A 21,641-nucleotide genomic window follows, 5' to 3' on the forward strand; every position below is an offset into this window, starting at 1 on the left:
GAGGACGAGGTAGCAGTTCGCTTCGACCGGTGCAGTGCGCTGGTGACGAAGAGCCTGTCGCGCCCCGTGCCCTGTGCATGGGGCGTTCGTCATTTTCCGGCCCGTCCGCCGGCGGTGGACGGTGTGCCCGGACGGCCCTTCGCCGTCCCGGGGGAGAAGACGAGGCAGGAAGGAGGCGACAGATGGCCAAGTCCGACAAGGCCGCCACGGTCGCCGAGATCTCGGACCGGTTCCGCTCGGCCAACGCCGCAGTGGTCACCGAGTACCGCGGTCTCACGATGTCGCAGCTGACCGAGCTGCGACGGTCGCTGGGCAAGGACACGTCGTACACGGTCGCCAAGAACACCCTGGTCAAGCGGGCTGCCGCCGAGGCCGGGGTCACCGGTCTGGACGACCTGTTCGCCGGCCCGACCGCCGTGGCGTTCATCGACGGCGAGCCCGTCGATGCCGCGAAGGCGCTCCGCGACTTCGCCAAGGCGCACCCGCTCCTGGTGATCAAGGGTGGTGTCCTGGACGGTAAGGCCCTGGCGCCGGCCGAGGTCACCAAGCTGGCCGACCTGGAGTCGCGCGAGGTGCTGCTGGCCAAGCTGGCCGGTGCCATGCTCGGCACGCTCACCAAGGCCGCCGTGGTCCTCAACGCGCTGCCCACCAAGACCGCTCAGCTGGCGGCCGCGTTGCAGGAGAAGAAGGCCGCCGGCAGCGACGCTGCGGGCGCGACCGATCTGGGAGTGACGGAGTCGGTGGAAGCCGCGTCCGAGAGCTCCGAGGAGACGGCTTCGGCCTGATCCGACCAGCACCGCTGTCGTCCCCGGACGGCGCGGTGTGTGCCATCCCGGTCGGATCACCGATCGGCTCCACCCAGTACCACCGCCCGCCGCGGGTTCCTCCGCGCGGGCGCTGAAGCGAAAGGAACGCCATCATGGCGAAGCTGACCACCGACGAGCTGCTCGACGCGTTCAAGGAGCTCACCCTCATCGAGCTGTCCGAGTTCGTGAAGCAGTTCGAGGAGACCTTCGGCGTCACCGCGGCCGCTCCGGTCGCCGTTGCCGCCGCCGGCGGTGCCGCTGGCGCTGCCCCGGCCGAGGCCGTCGAGGAGCAGGACGAGTTCGACGTCATCCTCGAGGCTGCCGGCGACAAGAAGGTCCAGGTCATCAAGGCCGTCCGCGAGCTCGTCTCCGGGCTGGGCCTGAAGGAGGCCAAGGACCTCGTCGACGGCGCGCCGAAGGCGATCCTCGAGAAGGCCACCAAGGAGGCCGCCGAGGCCGCCAAGGCCAAGCTGGAGGAGGCTGGCGCCAAGGCCACCGTCAAGTGACCTTGTTCGCCTGCGTCTGACGCAAGCAACATCCCGAAGGGGGCGGATCCGATCGGATCCGCCCCCTTCGGCGTTGCTGCCTCAGGTGGTCAGCAGTCGGACCCACACGGCGAGCCCGATGAGCACCAGGGCCACGAGCGCCGCCCGCACCAGGTACCACTCGTGGCGACGGTCCCGGACGATCTCGTCGTCCATCGTCGGCAGGTCGGGGATGGGGGCAGCCACTCCGGCCGGGTCGGGCTCCCACAGATCCCCCGGCAGCGCGGGCGGCCCGGTCACGACATCACCCGCCCGGTCTTCTCGGTCTTGTCCCACACGTTCGCCGCGCCCTTGAACTCCTTGACGTAGGCGTCGAAGGTGATCGCGCAGAGCAGCGGGCCGTAACCGATCAGGTACACCAGCGTCGGGGCCAGCCATCGACCGACCTCGAGTCGGCCGACCCGGACGTTCTCGGCCCACTTGGCGAGCCACGCGGCCGGCATGCACAGGGTCAGCCACGCGTAGGTGAACAGGACGAAGATCGTCTCGCCGATGTCCGGCAGCAGGTCCGTCATCAGGTTCGGGACAAACGCGGTCAGCATGACCAGCAACGAGATCAGGCCGGGGAACGCGACGGCCTCCCGCCAGGTGCGGCGCCCCGACCGCGGGTCGATCTGCAGGGTCATCGCGGTGATGAACAGGTAGGTGCCGGCGGCCAGCAACCAGATCACGGCGAACAGCCGCGCGGCCAGCCCGCTGTCGATGAGCCACAGGCCGATCAGACCGACCGACGACAGCAGCATGCACAGCGGCAGCAGGAACACCGAGAACCAGATCAGCCCGAACGAGAACCCGCCCAGCAGGCGGTGTTTCCACGGCCGGAACCACAGGTGCCGGAACCGCCGGGTGACCTGGACGTTCCCGCGCGCCCAGCGCAGTCGCTGCTTCCACAGCGCCCCGACCGCTTCCGGCTCCTCGGCCAGCACCACCGCGTACGGCTCGAAGACCACCTTGCGCCCGCCCAGCTGGGTGAGGAACGTCGAGACGGTGTCCTCGGCCAGCGTGGTGGTGTCGATGCGCCCGCCGATGGCCTCGAGGTTCTCCCGGGAGTGCAACTGGGCGCCACCGGCCAGACAGGCCAGCACCCCCAGCACGTTCTGCGCCCGCCGGGCCGCGGCCTGCGCGGCGACGTACTCGTAGCCCACGTAGCGCGTCAGGTACGCGGGCCGGGGCGACCCTTCGGCGATGAACGCGGTCACCGCTCCCACCTCGGGATCGGCCAGGTGCCGGGTCATCTTGCGCAGGGAGTCGGGTTGGTAGATCACGTCGGCGTCCATGATCAGCACTGCCTGGGCCCAGCCCTCGTCGAGCAGGATGCGGATGCCGTGGTTGAGGGTGTGGGCCTTGCCTTCGCCGCCCTTTTCCCGCCGCAGGTGCACCACCCGCCCGGGATAACGGCGTCCGCGTTCCCGCACCACGTCCGGAGTGTCATCGGTGCTGGCGTCGTCGACGACGTAGACCCGCAACCGGTCCGCCGGGTACTCGAGCCGCACCAGCCGGTCGATCGAGGTGCCGACCACGGCACCCTCGTTCCAGGCCGGCACGATCACCGCGACGCGCGGGAAGTACGGGGCGGCGTGCTTGTTGTGGTTGCGCCAGACGTGGAACGGGACGAGGGCGAACTGGTAGAGACCGACGACCACCGGGATGGCGCCGATGATCACCATCGTCAGCAACACGACCTGCAGGACGTCCCACCAAAGGCCGTGGCTCACCGGGACCCGAACCGATCGGGGGTCAGCGGGCAGGTGTGACGGGCGGGCTCGGGCCGGTCATGTCCAGGATGCGCCGGTAGCGGCCGACGCCGGCGGCGCGGTGGCTGTCGGTCGAGGCCACCACCACCACGCCGGCGTCGGCCAGGGTGCGCAGCACCCGGGGTCCCGGACATGCCCACTTCTCGTTGACCTCCACCACGGTGCCGTTGGCCGCGCAGGCCGACGCCAACGCCCGCAGGTGGTCGTCGCGCAGGTCCGCCTCGCTGAGCCCGATCTTGGGCAGGAGTGAGAACGGATGCGCCAGTTGCCCCCCGGTGACGCGCGCGGTCGCGCGGATCATCGCTGACACCAGGGTGTCCATGACGTCTTCGCTCCGCAACCCCGCCGCGCGTTCGGCGAGCACCCGTTGGGGTGACCAGGGCCCGTCGGGGCCCGGGAACTGGTGGTCGGCGATCAGGATGCGGCCGAAACCGTCCGGGCCCCGCGGCAGGTCCGGCGGCAGGTCCAACCGCCCGGTGACGTCCATGATCTTGGTCTCGACCCCGGTGCCGACCCGCAGCGGTCCGCCGTGGTCGGTGTCGCGCTGACCCCCACCGGGATCGTCCTCGTCGAGCCGGGCCAGCCCCGAGGTGGACCGCAGGGCGGCCATGGCGACCAGGTAGTCGGGCATCCAGGTACTGGACTCCCGGATGTGCTCGACCAGACGGATCGCAGTCAGGCCGACCGCCTCGGCGGCCGCGACGTTCTCGGCCAGCGTGCTGACGGCGTCGTCGGAGAACGAGGAGTGCACGTGGTGGTCGCCGGCCGGGCCGGCCCACCGCAGCGGGCCGTCGTTGCCACCGGCGCCCGATCGGTCGGTGACGGTCGGCGTCGTCACCGGCCGGCCGTGCTGCCGGCCGGGACCTCCGCGGCAGGGGAGACCGGGTCGGGATGGACGGCGCCGACCCGTTGACCGGTCCGTCCCGGGGGTGCGTCGTCGACCGCCGCGATCTCGGCGTTGGTCACGAACACTTCGTCCAGATGCCGGACGACGGCCAGTTCCTGGAAGTCCAGGGCCGCCGGGACCGGTCGGCCGAGCACGAGATCCAATGTGAGGGATGGCATGTCGACGCCGGCGGCCACCGTCAGCGGCATGGCTCCCGGGAAGCGCGGGTTGACCTCCAGCAGGGCCGCGCGCCCGTCGGCGTCCCGGCGCAGCTGCACGTTGGCCACCGTGGTCAGGTCGATGGCCCGGGCCACCGCCCGGGCTGCGGCCTCCAGTTCGTCGTCGTGGAAGGTGGCCCCGGCCACCGAGATACCGCTGTCCACCCGGAGCCGGGACCGGGGGACGGCGGCGATGACGCTGCCGTCGAGACCGGCCAGCACATCGACCGAGTACTCGTCGCCGGGCAGGTAGTCCTGGACCAGACGGTCGTCGTCGGTGCCCAGCGCGATCAGATCCGCGGCCGACTCGACCAGCTCGATACCGCGCGACCCGGCGCCCCGCCGCGGCTTGACGATCACCGGGAAGGTACGGCCGACGGCAGCGGCCGGCGACAGCGTCTGCGTGCGGGGGACCGGCAGCACGCCCTGGCATCGACGCGCCAGCGCCCACTTGTCCAGGCACACGTCGAGGGTGGCCAGGGAGGGCGAGGCCAGCCGCGTCCCCCGCCGCTCGAACTCGACGCGGCGCGCGGCCAGCACCGGCAGCTCGACGTCGACCGTCGGGAAGACCACCTGCACGCCGAAGTGCTCGCACCAGTGGTGGACCGCCGACGCGAAGTCCGGGGCCAGGCCCGCGGGGACCAGGACGCGGTCGGCCGCCGGCACCAGGTAGAGGCCGCTGGCCAGCCGGTCCATGTCGGCGGCGATGACCCGGACACCGCCCCGGGCCAGCAGTGAGCGGATGATCGCGATGCCGGCGGCACCGCCGGCTCCGGTGACCAGCACGGTGGTGGGCTCGGTCGGGGAGTGGGGGTTCATGCCGTCATCCGTTCGGTCGCGGTTGCGGTGGGGGAGTGTTCGTGCGCGGCCGTGGTCCGGCCGGATCGGCCCGGAGAGATGAGGCCGCTGGTGTCCCGCAGGACCTCGAGAGGCTCGCACGACCGGCCGCCGCCGAACCGGCTCCAGTAACGGGCGGTGGCGAGCACGAAATCTGGTTCCAGGTAGTCGCGGATACCGGTCTGGCTGCCGAAACACTCGAGCAGGGCCAGCTTGGTGTCGGTGAACCCGTCGATGGGCACGAACCGGTTCGGCTGGAAATCGACGGTGGCCGACGGGCTCTGGAAACAGGCCAGGGTGGCGACCCGGCGGGTCGCGACCGAGACCGCCTGGTGGACCGCCCGGTGGTCCTGGTGTCGATCGTGGACGGAGTGCGTGTAGACGATGCTCGGGTCGATCTCGCGGGTGACGCGCTCGACGATCGACACGGTCGGGTCGGCGGCGCTGATGCGGGTGTCCTCGAGGTCCTCCAGGAACAGGCGGGCGCCGAGCAGCTCGGCCGCGGCCAGCGATTCGTGCTGGCGGTCGTCCGCCGTGCCGCCGCGGGCCCCCCGCGACAGCGTCAGGATGACCACCGGGTCGCCCGCCGCCCGGTGCGCGGCGAGCAGCCCGCCGACCCCGATCTCGACGTCGTCCGGGTGGGCGCCGATGGCCAACACCGTCGGCCGGGCCCCGGCGGCGTCGCGGTCGTGGCGCAGCGTGGTCATCGCGTCCAGGCAGGAGCGGAACTGGGCCGCCGAGACGGGCTTGACCAGGAATTCGTCGACCTGACTGCGCAGTGCGGTGATCGCGTAGTCAACCGAGGCGTGTGCGGTCATCATCACCACCGGTAGGCCGGGGTCGCGCCGCCGAGCCTGTCCGACGAGGTCAAGGCCCGTCAGGCCGGGCATCTCGATGTCGGTGAACAGCACGTCGACGTCCCCGCGGTCCACGGCGGCGAGGGCCTCCCGACCGTCCGTGGCCACCATGACCGTGACGCCGGGCCGGCGCGACAGCACCGTGCGCGCGAACTCGGCCAGGTCACGGTCGTCCTCGGCCACCAGGACGCGGAGATCCCCCACGCACAGCCCCCCCTCGATCAGGGGGCACCGCCCCCCGGACCCCGTGCAGTCCAGGGTGCGCAACCGGTGGGGCCGGGAACAATCCCCCATGGAGCTGACCTGCCCCGGGACCCGATCACACCCGGTGGTCCGGTGTCCACCACCGATGGACGGACCGGGCCCCCGGGGTGAATCCGGTCAGCGTTGGCCCGACAGGAAAGCCAGCAGCGCCCGGTTGAACTCGTCGGCGTGCGTCACGGGGAAGCCGTGCGGTCCGCCCGCGACGACGTGCAGCTCACTGCCGTCGATGGCCTCGTGCGATCGCTGCCCGCTGACCTCGATCGGCACCGTGCCGTCCGCGTCGCCGTGGATGACCAGGGTGGGCACGCTGACCTTCTCGAGGTCGGCCCGGAAGTCGGTCCGCGCCCACGAGTCGACGCAGTCGAGGGTGCCCTGGGGGGAGGCGAAGGCGGCGATCTGCCGGTAGTACTCCAGGGACGGGCCGCTGATCAGGTCGCTCCGGTCGCCGGCGGCGAAGAACGCGGCCAGGAAGTCGGCCAGGAACGCGGGGCGGTCCTGGGCGATGGTCGCGATGAAGTCCTTGACCCAGGCGTCGTCGATGCCGCCGTCCGGGTTGTCCTCGGTCTTGAGCAGGTAGGGCGTCACCGCGCCGGCGAGCACGGCGGCGGACACCCGGTCCTGGCCGACGGCCTCGCTGTGCGCGAGATACCGGACGACCTCGCCGCCGCCCATGGAGAAGCCCACCAGCACGGCGTCGGTGACATCCAGGGTGGTGAGCAGAACGCTGAGATCGGAGGTCAGCGTGTCGTAGTCGTACCCCGACCACGGCTGGCTGGACCGCCCGAAACCGCGGCGGTCGTAGGTGATGACCCGGTAGCCGGCGTCGATCAGGGCGGGGACCTGGTGCTCCCAGGACCGGCCGGACAGCGGCCAGCCGTGGATCAGGACGACGGGTCGCCCCGATCCGTGGTCCTCGTAGTAGAGCTCGACCGGGCTGTCGCCCTCGGTGCCGACCGTGACGAATGGCATGCGGTGCTCCTCATCGATGGTTCGTGGACTGCTGGTGGTCCGATGCCCGTTGCCCGTCGCGGTCAAGCGACACCGACCCCGGATCGTTCGGATCGTCCGGGCCCTCAAGCGGAGGTGGGCACCGACTGCCCGGCATCCGAGGGACGCTGCGCGGCCCGGGGCCGCTTGCCGTGGTCCGGGAACAGGGTGCGCAGCAGATCGGGCAGGGTGATGACGCCGCGCGCCCGGCCCTGGTCGTCGGTGACCAGCGCGAGCTGGTGACGGGTCTGCCGCATCGTCTCCAGTCCTCGGGAGACCGGGGTGTCGGCGGCCAGCGTGAAGACCTCCCGGACGTGGGGGGCGATCGGAGCGTCCGCGGGGTCGGCCAGGGTGTCCCGGACGTGCACCACCCCGGCGTAGCCCACGCCGTCCGGTGCGGTCGAGCGGTCCTCGACCAGGATGCGCAGGTGGCCACTGCGGACCGCGGCGTCCCGGACGTCCTGCACCGACGCATCCGCGGGCACCGCGGTGGGCCGCGACCCCGTGCGAACCAGGTCGCCGAGCACCATCGACTGCAGCTCCAGGGCACCGGCCAGCCGCTCGGACTCCTCGACGGCCAGCACGCCCACCCGCGCGGAGTGTTCCACGAGTTGCCGCAGGCCCTGCGGGTCGTGGCCCACGTGCGCCTCGTCGACCGGTTCGATGCCGATCCGGCGCAGGCACCAGTTGGCCATCCCGTTCAGGGCCAGCAGGATTGGCCGGAAGACCGTCATGAACGCCCGCATCGGCACGGCCAGCAGGATCGCCGACCGCTCCGGATGGGCGATCGCCCACGACTTCGGGGCCATCTCGCCGACCACCAGGTGCAGGAACGTCACGACGATCAGCGCCAGGACGAACGCGGCGACGTCCGCGACCACCGTGGGCAGACCCGTACCGGCCAGCAGCGGGATCAGCCCGTCGTGCACGGCGGGCTTGGTGACGGCGCCCAGGGCCAGGGTGCAGGCCGTGATGCCGAGCTGGGAACCGGCCAGGACGACGGTGAGTTCGGCGGAGCTGCGCAGGGCCGCCCGGGCCGATCGGCTGGTGGCGGCGGCGTCCTCCAGGCGGTGCCGCTTGGCGGCCAGCAGGGCGAACTCGATGGCCACGAAAAAGGCACTGAGCGCGATGATCAGCGCGGTGACCGCGGTCAGGACCAGGGGATTGCTCATCGCTCGTCTCCCGTCCGGATGGCGAGGTCGGCCACCGGTTCGGCGCCCAGGGTGAGGTGCTCCTCCGACGGATCGCCGGTGGGGTCTGCCGGATCGGCCGGGGGCCGGACGGTCAGCCGCACGACCGACGGCACCAGCCGGGCGACCTCGAGCACGGTGATCTGCAGATGTGGTGGCGCCGGGGTGTCGTCCTGCGCGTACGCCGCGGGATCGACCTCCAGCGCTATCTCCACGGTGTCGCCCACCTGCAGGAATGCGCCGTGCTGAGCCAGGGCCAGGCCGGCCACCGTCTCGGCGTCCTCGGCCTGGGCGTCGGGGACGTCCTGCTCGATGATCCGTTCCAGTTCGTCGATCGGCAGGTCCCCGCGGACCACCCAGGCGCCGTCGGCGTCCTGACGGATGGGGCTCTCGGCGACATCGTGCTCGTCGGCGATCTCACCGACGAGTTCCTCGGCGACGTCCTCCACGGCCAGCACGCCGGTGAAGCCGCCGTACTCGTCGATGACGCAGGCGAGCTGCCGGTCGCCGGCGGCCAGATGGGCCACCGCGTCCGGCAGTCGCATGGCCGCCGGTACGAACACGGGCGGGCGCATGACGTCCGCCGCGGTCAGGGGGCGCCCGTCGCGGGTGTCGGAGGCGGACAGGCTCAGCAGGTCGACGAGGTGGACGACGCCCACGACCTCGTCGTCGTCGCTGAGCACGGGGTAGCGGGAGTGCTCGGTGTGCATGAGCTCGCGGATCGCGCCGATCGGGGCGTCCGGGCTGACGCTGCCCGTCCGCGATCGCGGGATCATGGCGTGTTCGACCGTCCGCTCGGGGAAGTCGATGATGCGGTCCAGCAGCACCGACAGTTCCGGGCTCAGGTCGCCGGACTTGGCCGACGCCGCCACCACCCGCTCGAGGTCACGGCGCGATGCGGAGTACTCCACGTCGTGCACCGGCTCGATGCGCAGCAACCGCAGCAGCAGGTTGGACGACTTGTCGAAGATCGTGATGAGCCAGCCGAAGACGGCCAGGTAGATGCGCGTCGAGGTCGAGAGGGCGACGGCCACCGGGGTGGGCCGGGCGATCGACAGGTTCTTGGGGACCAGTTCGCCCAACAGCATCTGGACGAACGTCGCGAACACCAGCGCCGCGACGGTGCCGATCGTCACGCCGACCGCCTGCGGGACGGAGACCCCGCCGAGGGCCTCCCCGACGGCGGACCCGATGAGCGGCTCGGCCACGTAGCCCACCAGCAGACCGGTGACGGTGATGCCGAGCTGGGCGCCGGACAACATGAACGAGGTGCGGCGGGTGATGTCCAGCGCCCGCCGGGCGCCGGCGTCCCCGGCGGTCGCCGCGGCCTTCAGGCTGGAGCGGTCGACCGACATGTAAGCGAATTCTTGGGCCACGAAGTAGGCGGTGGCGGCGGTGATCGCCAGGACCACCAGCAGGCCCAGCAGAAGGGTCAGCGGCCAGATCATCGGATCACTGGCCGCTCGGATCGGTGGCTGTCGGAGGTCGTCACCGGGCGACCGGCCCGGTGTGCGACGAATCTGGTCCGGCGTCCTGGGTGCCGGGGCGCGGGACCGCGCGGCGGCGCGAAGGGATCATGCCGGGGGAACGCTCAGGCGGCGCTCAGGGTTCCCGCCCCGGGCGCCCGACGACCGGTCGGATGCGGCACAGTCGAGCGATGGACGCAGAGCGCGGTCGACCTTTCCGTCAATACCGCACGCAGGACGTCGACGTCCCGGGTGGGCAGCTGCGGGTCGGCATCTGGGAACCGGCGGCCGACGGGTCCGGGAGCGCCGGTGACCGTTCCGCGCCGCCGCCCACGGCCTTGTGCGTGCACGGCATCACCTCGTCCCACCTGGCCTGGACGGTCGTCGCCGACCAGCTGCCGGGCTGGCGGATCGTCGCACCCGACCTGCGGGGCCGGGGCCGGTCGGCGAACCTGCCCGGGCCCTACGGCCTGGCCAGGCACGCCGACGACGTGCGGGCGGTGGCAGCGGCCGTCATCGCCTCGCCGGCGTCGGCGGTGCTGGTCGGGCACTCGATGGGCGGGTTCGTCGCGGTCGCCCTGCTCGGGACCGGCGCCGGGTCGGCCGATCCCTGGCCGGGTGGTCTGGTCCTGGTCGACGGCGGTCTGCCGCTGCCCACCCCGCCGGGGGCCAGCGGGGGGGAGGAGGCGATCCGCGCCACTCTCGGTCCGACGGCCGACCGGCTGCGCCGCACCTTCCCCGACCGCGCGGCCTACCGGGACTTCTGGGCCGCGCACCCGGCCCTGTCCGGGCCCTGGCCGGACGGACTGGCCGAGTACTTCGACTACGACCTGCGGGCGGTCGACCCGCAGGATCCCGCCGCCGGCTGGCGGCCGGTGACCGACGAGGCGGCGATGCTGGCCGACGGGGTGGAGATCGCCGAACCGGGTGGTGGTCCGGCACTGCGGGCCGGGCTGGCGGCACTGACCGCCCGGTGGGGCCGCGCCGCCGGCGACGGGGTGGTGCTGCTGCGGGCGCCCCGGGATCTGCTGGACCGGCCGGGCGGGATGTACCCGCCGGACTGGGCGGCCGCGCACGCCGCCGCGGTGCGGGGACTGACCGTGCGGGACGTGCCCGACACCAACCACTACAGCCTGCTGCTGGGTGGGCCCGGGGCGGCGGAGGTGGCGGCGGCGATCCGAGCGGCCGTACCGGGACGGGGCGCGCAGGCGACCACGACCGCGCCGGGGGACGGTGCTTGACGTGAGCCGGGGACGCGGGCCACTCTTGGTCCGCGACGTCGGTCATATGGAGGGCCGCGTCCTTTCGGATCCTGTATCCGTGGCTTGAGCGGTTCGTCCGGTCGGTGTCGGATGTCGCGGCGGTCTTGTCCCCGCGGTCGGCCAACCGGTTTTCGCTCGCCCGTCAGGATGCCCGGAGGGCACGTCTGGACAGACGCGCCCTGGGGCTGGTAGGCTTCGACGTTGCGCTGCCCACTTTGCGCCGTCCTCGTCCGACACACCCCGCCCTCACGGGTGGAGCGTGCCCTGACCTGGGCGGATGCGGTGGGTGTCTGACCGCGGCAGAAGCTAGTCCTCGAAAGGACGAATCTTGGCAGTCACCACGCCTCCGGCTCCCGGGACCTCCCCCCGGGTTTCCTTCGCGAAGCTGAATGAACCACTGGAAGTACCGAATCTCCTCGCCCTGCAGACCGATTCCTTCGAGTGGCTGATCGGTGCCCCTTCCTGGCGTGCGCGCCAGGAGGAGCCGACCCCCAGCGGTCTCGACGAGATCCTCGAGGAGATCTCCCCGATCGAGGACTTCTCCGGCAACCTGTCGCTGTCCTTCTCCGACCCCCGTTTCGACGAGGTCAAGGCGACCGAGGAGGAGTGCCGGGACAAGGACATGACCTACTCGGCGCCGCTCTTCGTGACCGCTGAGTTCATGAACGGCGAGACCGGCGAGATCAAGTCGCAGACCGTCTTCATGGGCGACTTCCCGATGATGACCCGCAAGGGCACTTTCATCATCAACGGCACCGAGCGGGTCGTCGTGAGCCAGCTCGTCCGGTCCCCGGGCGTCTACTTCGACAAGTCCCTGGACAAGACGGCCGGCAAGGACGTCTTCTCGGTCAAGGTCATCCCGTCGCGCGGTGCGTGGCTGGAGTTCGACATCGACAAGCGCGACACCATCGGCGTCCGCATCGACCGCAAGCGTCGCCAGCCGGTCTCCGTGCTGCTCAAGGCGCTGGGCTGGGACACCGAGCGGATCCGCGAGCACTTCTCGTGGTCGCCGGTGCTGCTGTCCACCCTGGAGAAGGACCACATCGCCGGGCAGGACGAGGCGCTGCTGGACATCTACCGCAAGCTGCGTCCGGGCGAGCCGCCGACGAAGGAGAGCGCTCAGGCCCTGCTGGAGAACCTGTTCTTCAAGGACAAGCGCTACGACCTGGCCAAGGTCGGTCGGTACAAGATCAACAAGAAGCTGGGCCTGGCCAAGCCGACCAGCCACGGCACGCTGACCGAGGACGACCTGCTGTCCACGGTCGAGTACCTGCTGCGTCTGCACGAGGGTCAGACCGAGTGGGACCGCTCCGAGGACGAAGCCGCGGCCGGTTCGCCGACCCCGGTGATCCCGGTGCTGACCGACGACATCGACCACTTCGGCAACCGTCGTCTGCGCACCGTCGGCGAGCTCATCCAGAACCAGGTCCGCGTCGGCCTGTCCCGGATGGAGCGCGTCGTCCGTGAGCGGATGACCACCCAGGACGTCGAGGCGATCACGCCGCAGACCCTGATCAACATCCGGCCGGTCGTCGCCTCCATCAAGGAGTTCTTCGGCACCAGCCAGCTGTCGCAGTTCATGGACCAGACCAACCCGCTCGCCGGTCTGACCCACAAGCGGCGTCTGTCGGCGCTCGGCCCGGGTGGTCTGTCCCGTGACCGCGCCTCGCTCGAGGTCCGCGACGTGCACCCGTCCCACTACGGCCGGATGTGCCCGATCGAGACCCCTGAGGGCCCGAACATCGGCCTCATCGGCTCGCTGTCGACCTTCGCCCGGGTCAACCCGTTCGGCTTCATCGAGACCCCGTACCGCAAGGTCACCGACGGTGTCGCCACCGACGAGATCCAGTACCTGACCGCCGACGAGGAGGACCGGTACATCATCGCCCAGGCGTCCGCCAAATTGGATGCCGCCACCGGTCGCTTCCTGGAGTCCACCGTCCTGGTGCGGCGCAAGGGCTCCGGCGAGGTCGACCAGGTCGACCCGTCCGAGGTCGAGTACATGGACGTCTCGCCGCGGCAGATCGTCTCGGTCGCGACCGCGATGATCCCGTTCCTGGAGCACGACGAGGCCAACCGTGCGCTCATGGGCGCCAACATGCAGCGCCAGTCCGTCCCGCTGCTGCGCAGCGAGGCGCCGCTGGTCGGCACCGGCATGGAGGCCCGTGCGGCCAAGGACGCCGGCGACGTGGTCGTGGCCGAGAAGTCCGGCGTGGTCGAGGAGGCCACCGCCGACTACATCTCGGTGATGGCCGACGACGGCACCCACCGCACCTACCGGCTGAACAAGTTCCGTCGGTCGAACCAGGGCACCAGCTTCAACCAGAAGCCGATCGTCGAGGAGGGCGTCCGGGTCGAGGCCGGCGACGTCCTCGCCGACGGGCCCTGCACCGACGGTGGCGAGATGGCGCTGGGCAAGAACCTGCTCGTCGCCTTCATGCCGTGGGAGGGCCACAACTACGAGGACGCGATCATCCTCAGCCAGCGCATCGTCCAGGACGACGTGCTGACCTCGATCCACATCGAGGAGCACGAGATCGACGCCCGCGACACCAAGCTCGGGCCGGAAGAGATCACCCGGGACATCCCGAACATCTCGGAAGATGTCCTCGCCGATCTTGACGAGCGGGGCATCATCCGCATCGGCGCCGAGGTGCAGGACGGCGACATCCTGGTCGGCAAGGTCACCCCCAAGGGCGAGACCGAGCTGACCCCGGAGGAGCGACTGCTGCGCGCGATCTTCGGCGAGAAGGCCCGCGAGGTCCGCGACACCTCCCTGAAGGTGCCGCACGGCGAGACCGGCAAGGTCATCGGCATCCGGGTGTTCAGCCGGGACGACGACGGCGCCGAGCTGCCCCCGGGCGTCAACGAGCTGGTCCGCGTCTACGTGGCCCAGAAGCGGAAGATCCAGGACGGCGACAAGCTCGCCGGCCGTCACGGCAACAAGGGTGTCATCGGCAAGATCCTGCCGGTCGAGGACATGCCGTTCCTGCCGGACGGCACCCCGGTCGACATCGTGCTCAACCCGCACGGTGTGCCGCGTCGTATGAACATCGGCCAGATCCTGGAGACCCACCTCGGGTGGGTCGCGAGTCAGGGCTGGAACGTCGACGGTGAGCCCGGCTGGGCCAAGGAGCTGGCCCCCGAGGCCCGCTCGGCCGAGCCGTGGACCAACACCGCGACCCCGGTGTTCTCGGGCGCCTCGGAGGACGAGATCGTCGGGCTGCTCGGCTCGACCATCCCGACCCGCGACGGCGAGCGGCTGGTCCAGACCGACGGCAAGGCGACGCTGTTCGACGGCCGTTCCGGGGAGCCGTTCCCGTACCCGGTCGCGGTCGGCTACATGTACATCATCAAGCTGCTGCACCTGGTCGACGACAAGATCCACGCCCGGTCGACCGGTCCGTACTCGATGATCACGCAGCAGCCGCTGGGTGGTAAGGCGCAGTTCGGTGGTCAGCGCTTCGGTGAGATGGAGTGCTGGGCCATGCAGGCCTACGGCGCGGCGTACACGCTGCAGGAGCTCCTGACCATCAAGTCGGACGACATCGTCGGCCGCGTGAAGGTCTACGAGGCCATCGTCAAGGGCGAGAACATCCCCGAGCCGGGCATCCCCGAGTCGTTCAAGGTGCTCCTCAAGGAGCTCCAGGCCCTGTGCCTGAACGTCGAGGTGCTGGCCAGCGACGGTCAGCGCATCGAGATGCGCGACAGCGACGACGACGACCTCGAGCGCGCCGCCGCCAACCTGGGGATCAACCTGTCCCGCAACGAGTCGGCTTCGGTCGACGACCTCGTGAACTGACCGCTGCCGACCGCAGCACCGCCGGAGGATCTCCGGGCCGGGGCGGGACTCACCTCCCGCGAGTCCCGTCCTGACCCGGAGCCCGACCTCCACCCCCCGGCCCCGCCGGACCGGCCGCCCCGAAGGGCGGCCGATCCGGCCGGGGCCACCAGCATCACCGAACAAGACAGGGACGTGCATCAGTGCTCGACGTCAACTTCTTCGACGAGTTGCGTATCGGTCTCGCCAACGCCGACGACATCCGTGCGTGGTCGCACGGCGAGGTCAAGAAGCCGGAAACCATCAACTACCGCACCCTCAAGCCGGAGAAGGACGGGCTCTTCTGCGAGAAGATCTTCGGGCCGACCCGCGACTGGGAGTGCGCCTGCGGCAAGTACAAGCGTGTCCGCTTCAAGGGCATCATCTGCGAGCGGTGTGGCGTCGAGGTCACCCGCGCGAAGGTGCGTCGTGAGCGGATGGGCCATATCGAGCTGGCCGCGCCGGTCACCCACATCTGGTACTTCAAGGGTGTCCCGTCGCGTCTGGGCTACCTGCTCGACCTCGCCCCGAAGGATCTCGAGAAGATCATCTACTTCGCGGCCTACCTGATCACCTCGATCGACGACGAGGCTCGGCACAACGATCTGCCGACCATCGAGGCCGAGATGGGCGTCGAGCGCAAGAACCTCGAGAACGCGCGGGACGCCGACCTGGACGCCCGGGCCAAGAAGCTCGAGGCCGACCTGGCCGAGCTGGAGGCCGAGGGTGCAAAGTCCGACGTGCGCCGCAAGGTGCGCGAGGGCGGCGAGCGGGAGCAGCGGCAGATCCGCGACCGCGCGCAGCGCGCGATCGACCGGCTCGACGAGGTGCTCGACACCTTCCGCAAGCTCAAGGTCCGCGACCTCATCATCGACGAGGTCCTGTACCGCGAGCTCGAGGACCGCTTCGGTGACTACTTCACCGGCGGCATGGGCGCCGAGGCGCTGCAGAAGATCATCCGTGACTTCGACATCGACGCCGAGTCCGAGTCGTTGCGCGACACCATCAAGAACGGCAAGGGCCAGCGCAAGATCCGCGCGATCAAGCGCCTGAAGGTCGTCGCCGCGTTCCAGGCGACCAACAACTCGCCGCTCGGCATGGTGCTCGACTGCGTCCCTGTCATCCCGCCGGAGCTGCGGCCGATGGTGCAGCTGGACGGTGGCCGCTTCGCGACCTCCGACCTCAACGACCTGTACCGCCGCGTCATCAACCGCAACAACCGGTTGAAGCGACTGATCGACCTCGGCGCGCCCGAGATCATCGTCAACAACGAGAAGCGGATGCTGCAGGAGGCCGTCGACGCGCTGTTCGACAACGGCCGTCGTGGCCGGCCGGTCACCGGCCCGGGCAACCGGCCGCTGAAGTCGCTGTCCGACCTGCTCAAGGGCAAGCAGGGCCGGTTCCGTCAGAACCTGCTCGGCAAGCGCGTCGACTACTCGGGCCGTTCGGTCATCGTGGTCGGCCCGCAGCTCAAGCTGCACCAGTGCGGTCTGCCCAAGCTGATGGCGCTCGAGCTGTTCAAGCCGTTCGTCATGAAGCGGTTGGTCGACCTCAACCACGCCCAGAACATCAAGTCGGCCAAGCGGATGGTCGAGCGTCAGCGGCCCCAGGTGTGGGACGTCCTCGAAGAGGTCATCTCCGCGCACCCGGTCATGCTGAACCGCGCGCCCACCCTGCACCGCCTCGGCATCCAGGCCTTCGAGCCGCAGCTGGTCGAGGGCAAGGCCATCCAGCTGCACCCGCTGGTCTGCGCCGCGTTCAACGCCGACTTCGACGGCGACCAGATGGCGGTCCACGTGCCGCTGTCCGCCGAGGCCCAGGCCGAGGCGCGCGTGCTGATGCTGTCGTCCAACAACATCCTGTCCCCGGGCTCCGGCCGGCCGCTGGCCATGCCGTCCCTGGACCTGGTGACCGGCCTGTACTACCTGTGCGGGCTTGACGAGGACGGCAAGGGGGCCGGGAAGGTCTTCTCCTCGCCGGCCGAGGCGATCATGGCGCTCGACGCCGGTCTGATCGACCTGCGGGCCCCGATCAAGGTGCGGCTCCCCGGTTCGGTCATCCCCGGCCCGGACTACGTCGCCCCCGAGGTCGACCCGGAGTTCGAGGTCGAGGAGGGCGGCGCCTGGATCGCCGACACCACGCTGGGCCGGGTGCTGTTCAACGACCTGCTGCCCGCCGGGTACCCGTTCGTCAACAGCGAGCTGCCCAAGAAGCGGCAGGCCGCGATCGTCAACGACCTCGCCGAGCACTACCCGATGTCCCTGGTCGCGCAGACCCTGGACAAGCTCAAGGAGGCCGGTTTCCACTGGGCCACCCGGTCGGGCATGACCGTCGCCATCGGCGACGTCATCATCCCGGCGGCCAAGGCGGAGATCCTGGCCAAGTACGACGTCCAGGCCGATCGGGTCGAGAAGGCGTACCAGCGCGGCAACCTGTCGCACGAGGAGCGCAACGACGACCTGGTCAAGATCTGGGAGGCGGCCACTCGCGAGATCGAGGAGGCGCTGCCGCCGGCGTACCCGAAGGGCAACCCGGTGTCCACGCTGGTGAGCGCGGGCGCGGCCGGTAACTGGATCCAGGTCCGGTCGCTGGCCGGCATGAAGGGTGTGGTGGCCAACTCCAAGGGTCAGCAGATCCCCCGGCCGATCCGGTCCTCGTTCCGTGAGGGCCTGTCGGTGCTGGAGTACTTCATCAACACGCACTCCGCCCGTAAGGGTCTGGCCGACACCGCGCTGCGCACGGCGGAGTCGGGTTACCTGACCCGTCGTCTGGTCGACGTCTCGCAGGACGTCATCGTCCGTGAGTCGGACTGTGGCACCGAGCGCGGCGTCGAGCTGCCGCTGGCCGAGCGGTACGCCGACGGCTCCGTCCACGTGCACGAGCACGTGGAGACCTCGATCCAGGGCCGCGTGCTGGCCACGGACCTGGTCGCCGAGGACGGCACCGTCGTGGTTCCGGCCGGGACCGACGTGCGCGAGCACCACGTCGCGGCCGCCGTCGAGGCGGGCGTCCTGAACGCCAAGGTCCGGTCCGTCCTCACCTGTGAGGCGGCCATCGGTACCTGCGCGGTCTGCTACGGACGGTCGCTGGCCACCGGCAACCTGGTGGACGTCGGCGAGGCCGTCGGCATCGTCGCCGCCCAGTCCATTGGTGAGCCGGGTACCCAGCTGACCATGCGGACCTTCCACACGGGTGCGGCGTCGGGTTCCTCCGACATCACCCAGGGTCTGCCGCGTGTCCAGGAGCTCTTCGAGGCCCGCGTCCCCAAGGGCAAGGCGCCCATCGCCGACGCCGCGGGACGCATCCGCATCGAGGACGCCGACAAGTTCATGAAGTTCACGGTCGTCCCCGACGACGGGTCCGAGGAGATCGTCTACGACAAGCTGCCGAAGACGCAGCGGCTCGCGACGATCACCGTGGACGGCTCCGAGCGTCTGCTGGTCGACGGTGACCACGTCGAGGTCGGGCAGCAGCTCCTCGAGGGCAACCCCGATCCGCACGAGGTGCTCCGCGTCATGGGCCCGCGTCAGGTGCAGCTACACCTGGTCCGCGAGGTCCAGCAGGTGTACCGCAGCCAGGGTGTGTCGATCCACGACAAGCACATCGAGGTGATCATCCGGCAGATGCTGCGCCGCGTGACCATCATCGATTCGGGGTCGACGGACTTCCTGCCGGGCGCGGTCATCGAGCGCAAGGAGTTCGAGGCGCAGAACCGTCGGGTGCTGGCCGAGGGTGGGGAGCCGGCCGCCGGTCGCCCCGCGCTCATGGGCATCACCAAGGCGTCGCTGGCCACCGACTCGTGGCTGTCGGCGGCTTCCTTCCAGGAGACGACCCGCGTCCTCACCGACGCGGCGATCAACGCCCGCAGCGACAAGCTGGTCGGCCTCAAGGAGAACGTCATCATCGGCAAGCTGATCCCGGCCGGTACGGGCATCGCCCGTTACCGGGACATCCAGGTGCAGCCGACCGAGGAGGCCCGCGCCGCGGCGTACGCCCTCCCCGCGTTCGACGACACCTACTACGGGTCCGATTCGTTCGGCGTCGCCACCGGTGCCTCGGTGCCGCTGGACGACTTCGATCTCGGCGGCTACCGCTGATCGCCTGAGGCGTTCTCGTACTGAACCGGAAGGGCCGGCTCCCGTTGGGGGCCGGCCCTTCCGGCGTTCGTGGACAGTTTCCGGTCGGGGTTTGAGGTGAGCACTTCGGGCGATGTCGGGCCTCGCTCAGTGATCGGCTCGGGCGAGCCGAAGGACCGTCCATCAGCTAGGTACCGGCTCGACAGTCGCCGGCCGCGGCGCGGTAGTCGCTGGCCGATCGATCAATCGAAGGCTTCAGCTGCTCGACGTCACGCGTGAGGGATTCCAGGCGAGACGCGTTCCAGGTCGAAGCGGCGTCGATCGCGTCTCCGGAGATGTCCAGGATCTCGGACATCAGCTGCACCGTGCCCTCCGCGGCATCGAGAGCGTCGTCGCAGCGTGCCAGCTGGCGGGAAGCGCCGTCGAGGTCGCCGCGGAGATCTTCGTTGCGTGAGACTGCTGAATCCCGTTCAGTCTGCAAACTGGCCACCTGATCGATGAGTTGCTCGTTCTTGGCGAGCAGATCTCTGTTGCGGGACGCGGTGACGAGCCACATCGCGCAGAAGACGATCAATCCGACGGCAAAAACGGCTAGGGCCACTATCGGACTTCGGCGACGACGCCGTCCCTTCGCTGGTGGAGGCCCATCAGATGGCGGCTGTGGGAGCGAGTTCCAGGCGGGGTTTCCGCCGTGTCCCGAGTACGGCGGCGGTGAGTAGGTCATGCTGTTCCCCCTGGTGTGGCTCGGTCCTCAGTGCACCGGCGATAAGGGACGAACCAGACAGGGCGCCATGACGCGGAGTGGGGCAATGGCCCGCGCGTTCACCCGTCAGGCGCGGCCGCCGTATCGCTTCGCCCGCGCGACCTGGGTGTTGGGACGGCGGCGACGGTCGTCGGATCACTCTCAGCTCCCCACTTGTCCAGACGTGTTCGGACAATGCCGCACATTGGGCGTGACCGACTTCACGCGGCCCCTCGCCGCGACGGCTGCGCGCGGTATCTTTCCCGTCCCGCATCACCGACTTGGGTGAAGCGACGATCGGGGCAGCCCCTGCCCGGAAAGGGACGACGCCGTCCGATGAACGCGTACAGCTCGGTGAGCCGCCCCGCAGGAGCGGTCCGATGAGGATCGGGGTGCCGGCGGAGAGCCGCCCCGGAGAGACCTTGGTGGCAGCCACCCCCAGGACCGCCGCCCAACTGATCGCCCTCGGGTACGAGGTGGTGATCGAATCCGGCGCCGGCGTCAAGGCGACGTTCCCCGACGCCGCCTACACCGAGGTCGGCGCCGTGATCGGCTCTTCGACCCAGGCCTGGACCTCGGATGTCGTGCTGCGGGTCAACGAACCCGAGCCGTTCGAGATCGCCCGGCTGCAGCCGGGCGCGACCCTGGTGACGCGGATGGACCCCACCGGTCGGCCCGAGCTCATCGAGGCCCTGCAGTCGCGCAAGGCGACCGCGTTCTGCCTCGAGGCAATCCCGCGGATCTCCCGCGCCCAGTCGATGGACGTGCTGTCGACGATGTCGAACATCTCCGGGTACCGCGGCGTCATCGACGCCGCCGAGGCCTACGGCGGGATGTTCGGCGGTCAGGTGACCGCGGCCGGTAAGACCAAGCCGGCCACCGTGTTCGTCATCGGCGCCGGGGTCGCCGGCCTCGCCGCGATCGGCACGGCCGGCAGCCTGGGCGCCCAGGTGCGGGCGTTCGACGTCCGCCCTGAGGTGGCCGAGCAGATCCAGTCGATGGGCGCGACCTTCGTGACCAGCGAGGGTGCCGACCAGCAGGTGTCCTCCGACGGCTACGCCAAGGCGCTGTCCGAGGATCAGGCGGCCCGGACCGCCCGCACCTATGCCGAGGAGTCGGCCAAGGCCGACGTCGTCATCACCACCGCGTTGGTGCGGGGCAAGGCCGTCCGCACCATCACGGCCGAGATGGTGGCCGGGATGAGGCCGGGCAGCGTCATCGTCGACCTGGCCGCGATCGGCGGCGGCAACTGCGAGCTGACCGTGCCGGGCAAGACGATCGTCACCGACAACGGCGTGACCATCGTCGGCGCGACCGACCAGCCGAGCCGGATGCCTGCGCACACCTCCCAGCTGTACGGCACCAACATCGTCAACCTGCTCAAGCTGATGACCCCGGAGAAGAACGGCGTGCTCACGCTCGACTTCGACGACGTCATCCAGCGGGCCGTCACCGTCACCCACGACGGGTCGGTGCTGTGGCCGCCGCCGCCCGTGCAGGTCTCGGCCGCCGCGCCGGCGCCGGCCGTCCCGGAGAAGCCGGCTCCGCCGACCGCCGAGGAACTGGCCGCGACGGCCGCCCGCCAGCAACAGCGCCGGTTCGCGCTGTTCGGGCTGGCCGCGGTGGCCGTCTTCCTGGCGGTGACGTTCTCGCCGGCCAGCTTCCTGGGGCTGTTCACCGTTTTCGTACTGGCCGTGTTCGTCGGCTTCTACGTCATCACCAACGTCAGCGCGTCGCTGCACACCCCGCTGATGGCCCAGACCAACGCCATCTCGGGGATCATCCTGGTCGGCGCCCTGTTGCAGCTCGGCAGCACCAACATCGCGGTCGAGGTGCTCGCGTTCATCGCAGCGACCGTCGCGGCCATCAACATCTTCGGTGGCTTCGGCGTGGCCGGCCGCATGATCGCCATGTTCCGAAAGGACGGCTGA

15 protein-coding genes are annotated in these 21,641 nt (G+C 70.3%); 6 read left to right on the forward strand and 9 right to left on the reverse strand.

All coding sequences use genetic code 11. The annotated features are described in order from the left end of the window. The first annotated feature begins 182 nt into the window (after positions 1 to 182). Both rplJ and rplL read left to right on the forward strand, forming a co-directional pair. A complete protein-coding gene (gene rplJ, locus FDO65_RS13970; protein ID WP_137450291.1) occupies positions 183 to 785 on the forward strand; it encodes a 50S ribosomal protein L10 in 603 nt (200 codons plus the stop codon). Positions 786 to 919: 134 nt separating this feature from the next. Beyond that, positions 920 to 1,312, forward strand: coding sequence for a 50S ribosomal protein L7/L12 (gene rplL, locus FDO65_RS13975; protein ID WP_137450292.1), 393 nt, complete (start codon positions 920 to 922; stop codon positions 1,310 to 1,312). Positions 1,313 to 1,393: 81 nt separating this feature from the next. Here the strand turns inward: rplL and FDO65_RS13980 are convergent, their stop codons facing one another. From FDO65_RS13980 to FDO65_RS14015, 8 genes are all read right to left on the reverse strand, one after another. Then, on the reverse strand, positions 1,394 to 1,591 hold the full coding sequence (locus FDO65_RS13980) for a hypothetical protein (protein WP_137450293.1): 198 nt from the start codon (positions 1,589 to 1,591) through the stop codon (positions 1,394 to 1,396). Next, positions 1,588 to 3,018: a glycosyltransferase family 2 protein gene (locus FDO65_RS13985; protein WP_137450667.1), complete on the reverse strand. Its 1,431-nt coding sequence runs from the start codon at positions 3,016 to 3,018 to the stop codon at positions 1,588 to 1,590. The genes FDO65_RS13980 and FDO65_RS13985 overlap by 4 nt, the downstream gene beginning before the upstream one ends. Before the next feature lie 70 nt (positions 3,019 to 3,088). After that, complete coding sequence (locus tag FDO65_RS13990) at positions 3,089 to 3,943, reverse strand: PHP domain-containing protein (RefSeq protein WP_205850035.1); 855 nt, start codon at positions 3,941 to 3,943, stop codon at positions 3,089 to 3,091. Continuing rightward, positions 3,940 to 5,028 carry an ATP-grasp domain-containing protein gene (locus FDO65_RS13995; protein ID WP_137450294.1) on the reverse strand — a complete coding sequence of 363 codons (1,089 nt, stop codon included), beginning with the start codon at positions 5,026 to 5,028 and terminating at the stop codon, positions 3,940 to 3,942. Before FDO65_RS13995 ends, FDO65_RS13990 begins: the two co-directional genes overlap by 4 nt. After that, positions 5,025 to 6,107, reverse strand: a complete 1,083-nt coding sequence (locus FDO65_RS14000; RefSeq protein WP_205850036.1) for a response regulator — start codon at positions 6,105 to 6,107, stop codon at positions 5,025 to 5,027. The genes FDO65_RS13995 and FDO65_RS14000 overlap by 4 nt, the downstream gene beginning before the upstream one ends. A gap of 177 nt (positions 6,108 to 6,284) precedes the next feature. Beyond that, positions 6,285 to 7,136: an alpha/beta fold hydrolase gene (locus FDO65_RS14005; RefSeq protein WP_137450296.1), complete on the reverse strand. Its 852-nt coding sequence runs from the start codon at positions 7,134 to 7,136 to the stop codon at positions 6,285 to 6,287. Between the two features lie 104 nt (positions 7,137 to 7,240). Continuing rightward, complete coding sequence (locus FDO65_RS14010) at positions 7,241 to 8,326, reverse strand: hemolysin family protein (RefSeq protein ID WP_137450297.1); 1,086 nt, start codon at positions 8,324 to 8,326, stop codon at positions 7,241 to 7,243. Beyond that, on the reverse strand, positions 8,323 to 9,792 hold the full coding sequence (locus FDO65_RS14015) for a hemolysin family protein (RefSeq protein ID WP_137450298.1): 1,470 nt from the start codon (positions 9,790 to 9,792) through the stop codon (positions 8,323 to 8,325). The genes FDO65_RS14010 and FDO65_RS14015 overlap by 4 nt, the downstream gene beginning before the upstream one ends. A gap of 209 nt (positions 9,793 to 10,001) precedes the next feature. On the opposite strand from FDO65_RS14015, the gene FDO65_RS14020 reads away from it, so the two are divergent. The 3 genes from FDO65_RS14020 (at position 10,002) to FDO65_RS14030 (ending at position 18,989) form a co-directional block, all read left to right on the forward strand. Beyond that, positions 10,002 to 11,051, forward strand: coding sequence for an alpha/beta fold hydrolase (locus FDO65_RS14020; protein WP_137450299.1), 1,050 nt, complete (start codon positions 10,002 to 10,004; stop codon positions 11,049 to 11,051). Between the two features lie 349 nt (positions 11,052 to 11,400). Beyond that, a complete protein-coding gene (gene rpoB, locus FDO65_RS14025; RefSeq protein ID WP_137450300.1) occupies positions 11,401 to 14,874 on the forward strand; it encodes a DNA-directed RNA polymerase subunit beta in 3,474 nt (1,157 codons plus the stop codon). Between the two features lie 182 nt (positions 14,875 to 15,056). Further along, complete coding sequence (locus tag FDO65_RS14030) at positions 15,057 to 18,989, forward strand: DNA-directed RNA polymerase subunit beta' (RefSeq protein WP_137450301.1); 3,933 nt, start codon at positions 15,057 to 15,059, stop codon at positions 18,987 to 18,989. A gap of 166 nt (positions 18,990 to 19,155) precedes the next feature. On the opposite strand, the gene FDO65_RS14035 is transcribed toward FDO65_RS14030, so the two are convergent. Further along, positions 19,156 to 19,569, reverse strand: a complete 414-nt coding sequence (locus tag FDO65_RS14035; protein ID WP_137450302.1) for a hypothetical protein — start codon at positions 19,567 to 19,569, stop codon at positions 19,156 to 19,158. A 521-nt stretch (positions 19,570 to 20,090) separates the two neighbouring features. Here FDO65_RS14035 and FDO65_RS14040 point away from each other — a divergent pair. Then, entirely contained in the window at positions 20,091 to 21,641 is a 1,551-nt protein-coding gene (locus FDO65_RS14040) for a Re/Si-specific NAD(P)(+) transhydrogenase subunit alpha (RefSeq protein WP_137450303.1), read from the forward strand.

The organism is Nakamurella flava, assembly GCF_005298075.1.
Classification (GTDB): domain Bacteria; phylum Actinomycetota; class Actinomycetes; order Mycobacteriales; family Nakamurellaceae; genus Nakamurella; species Nakamurella flava.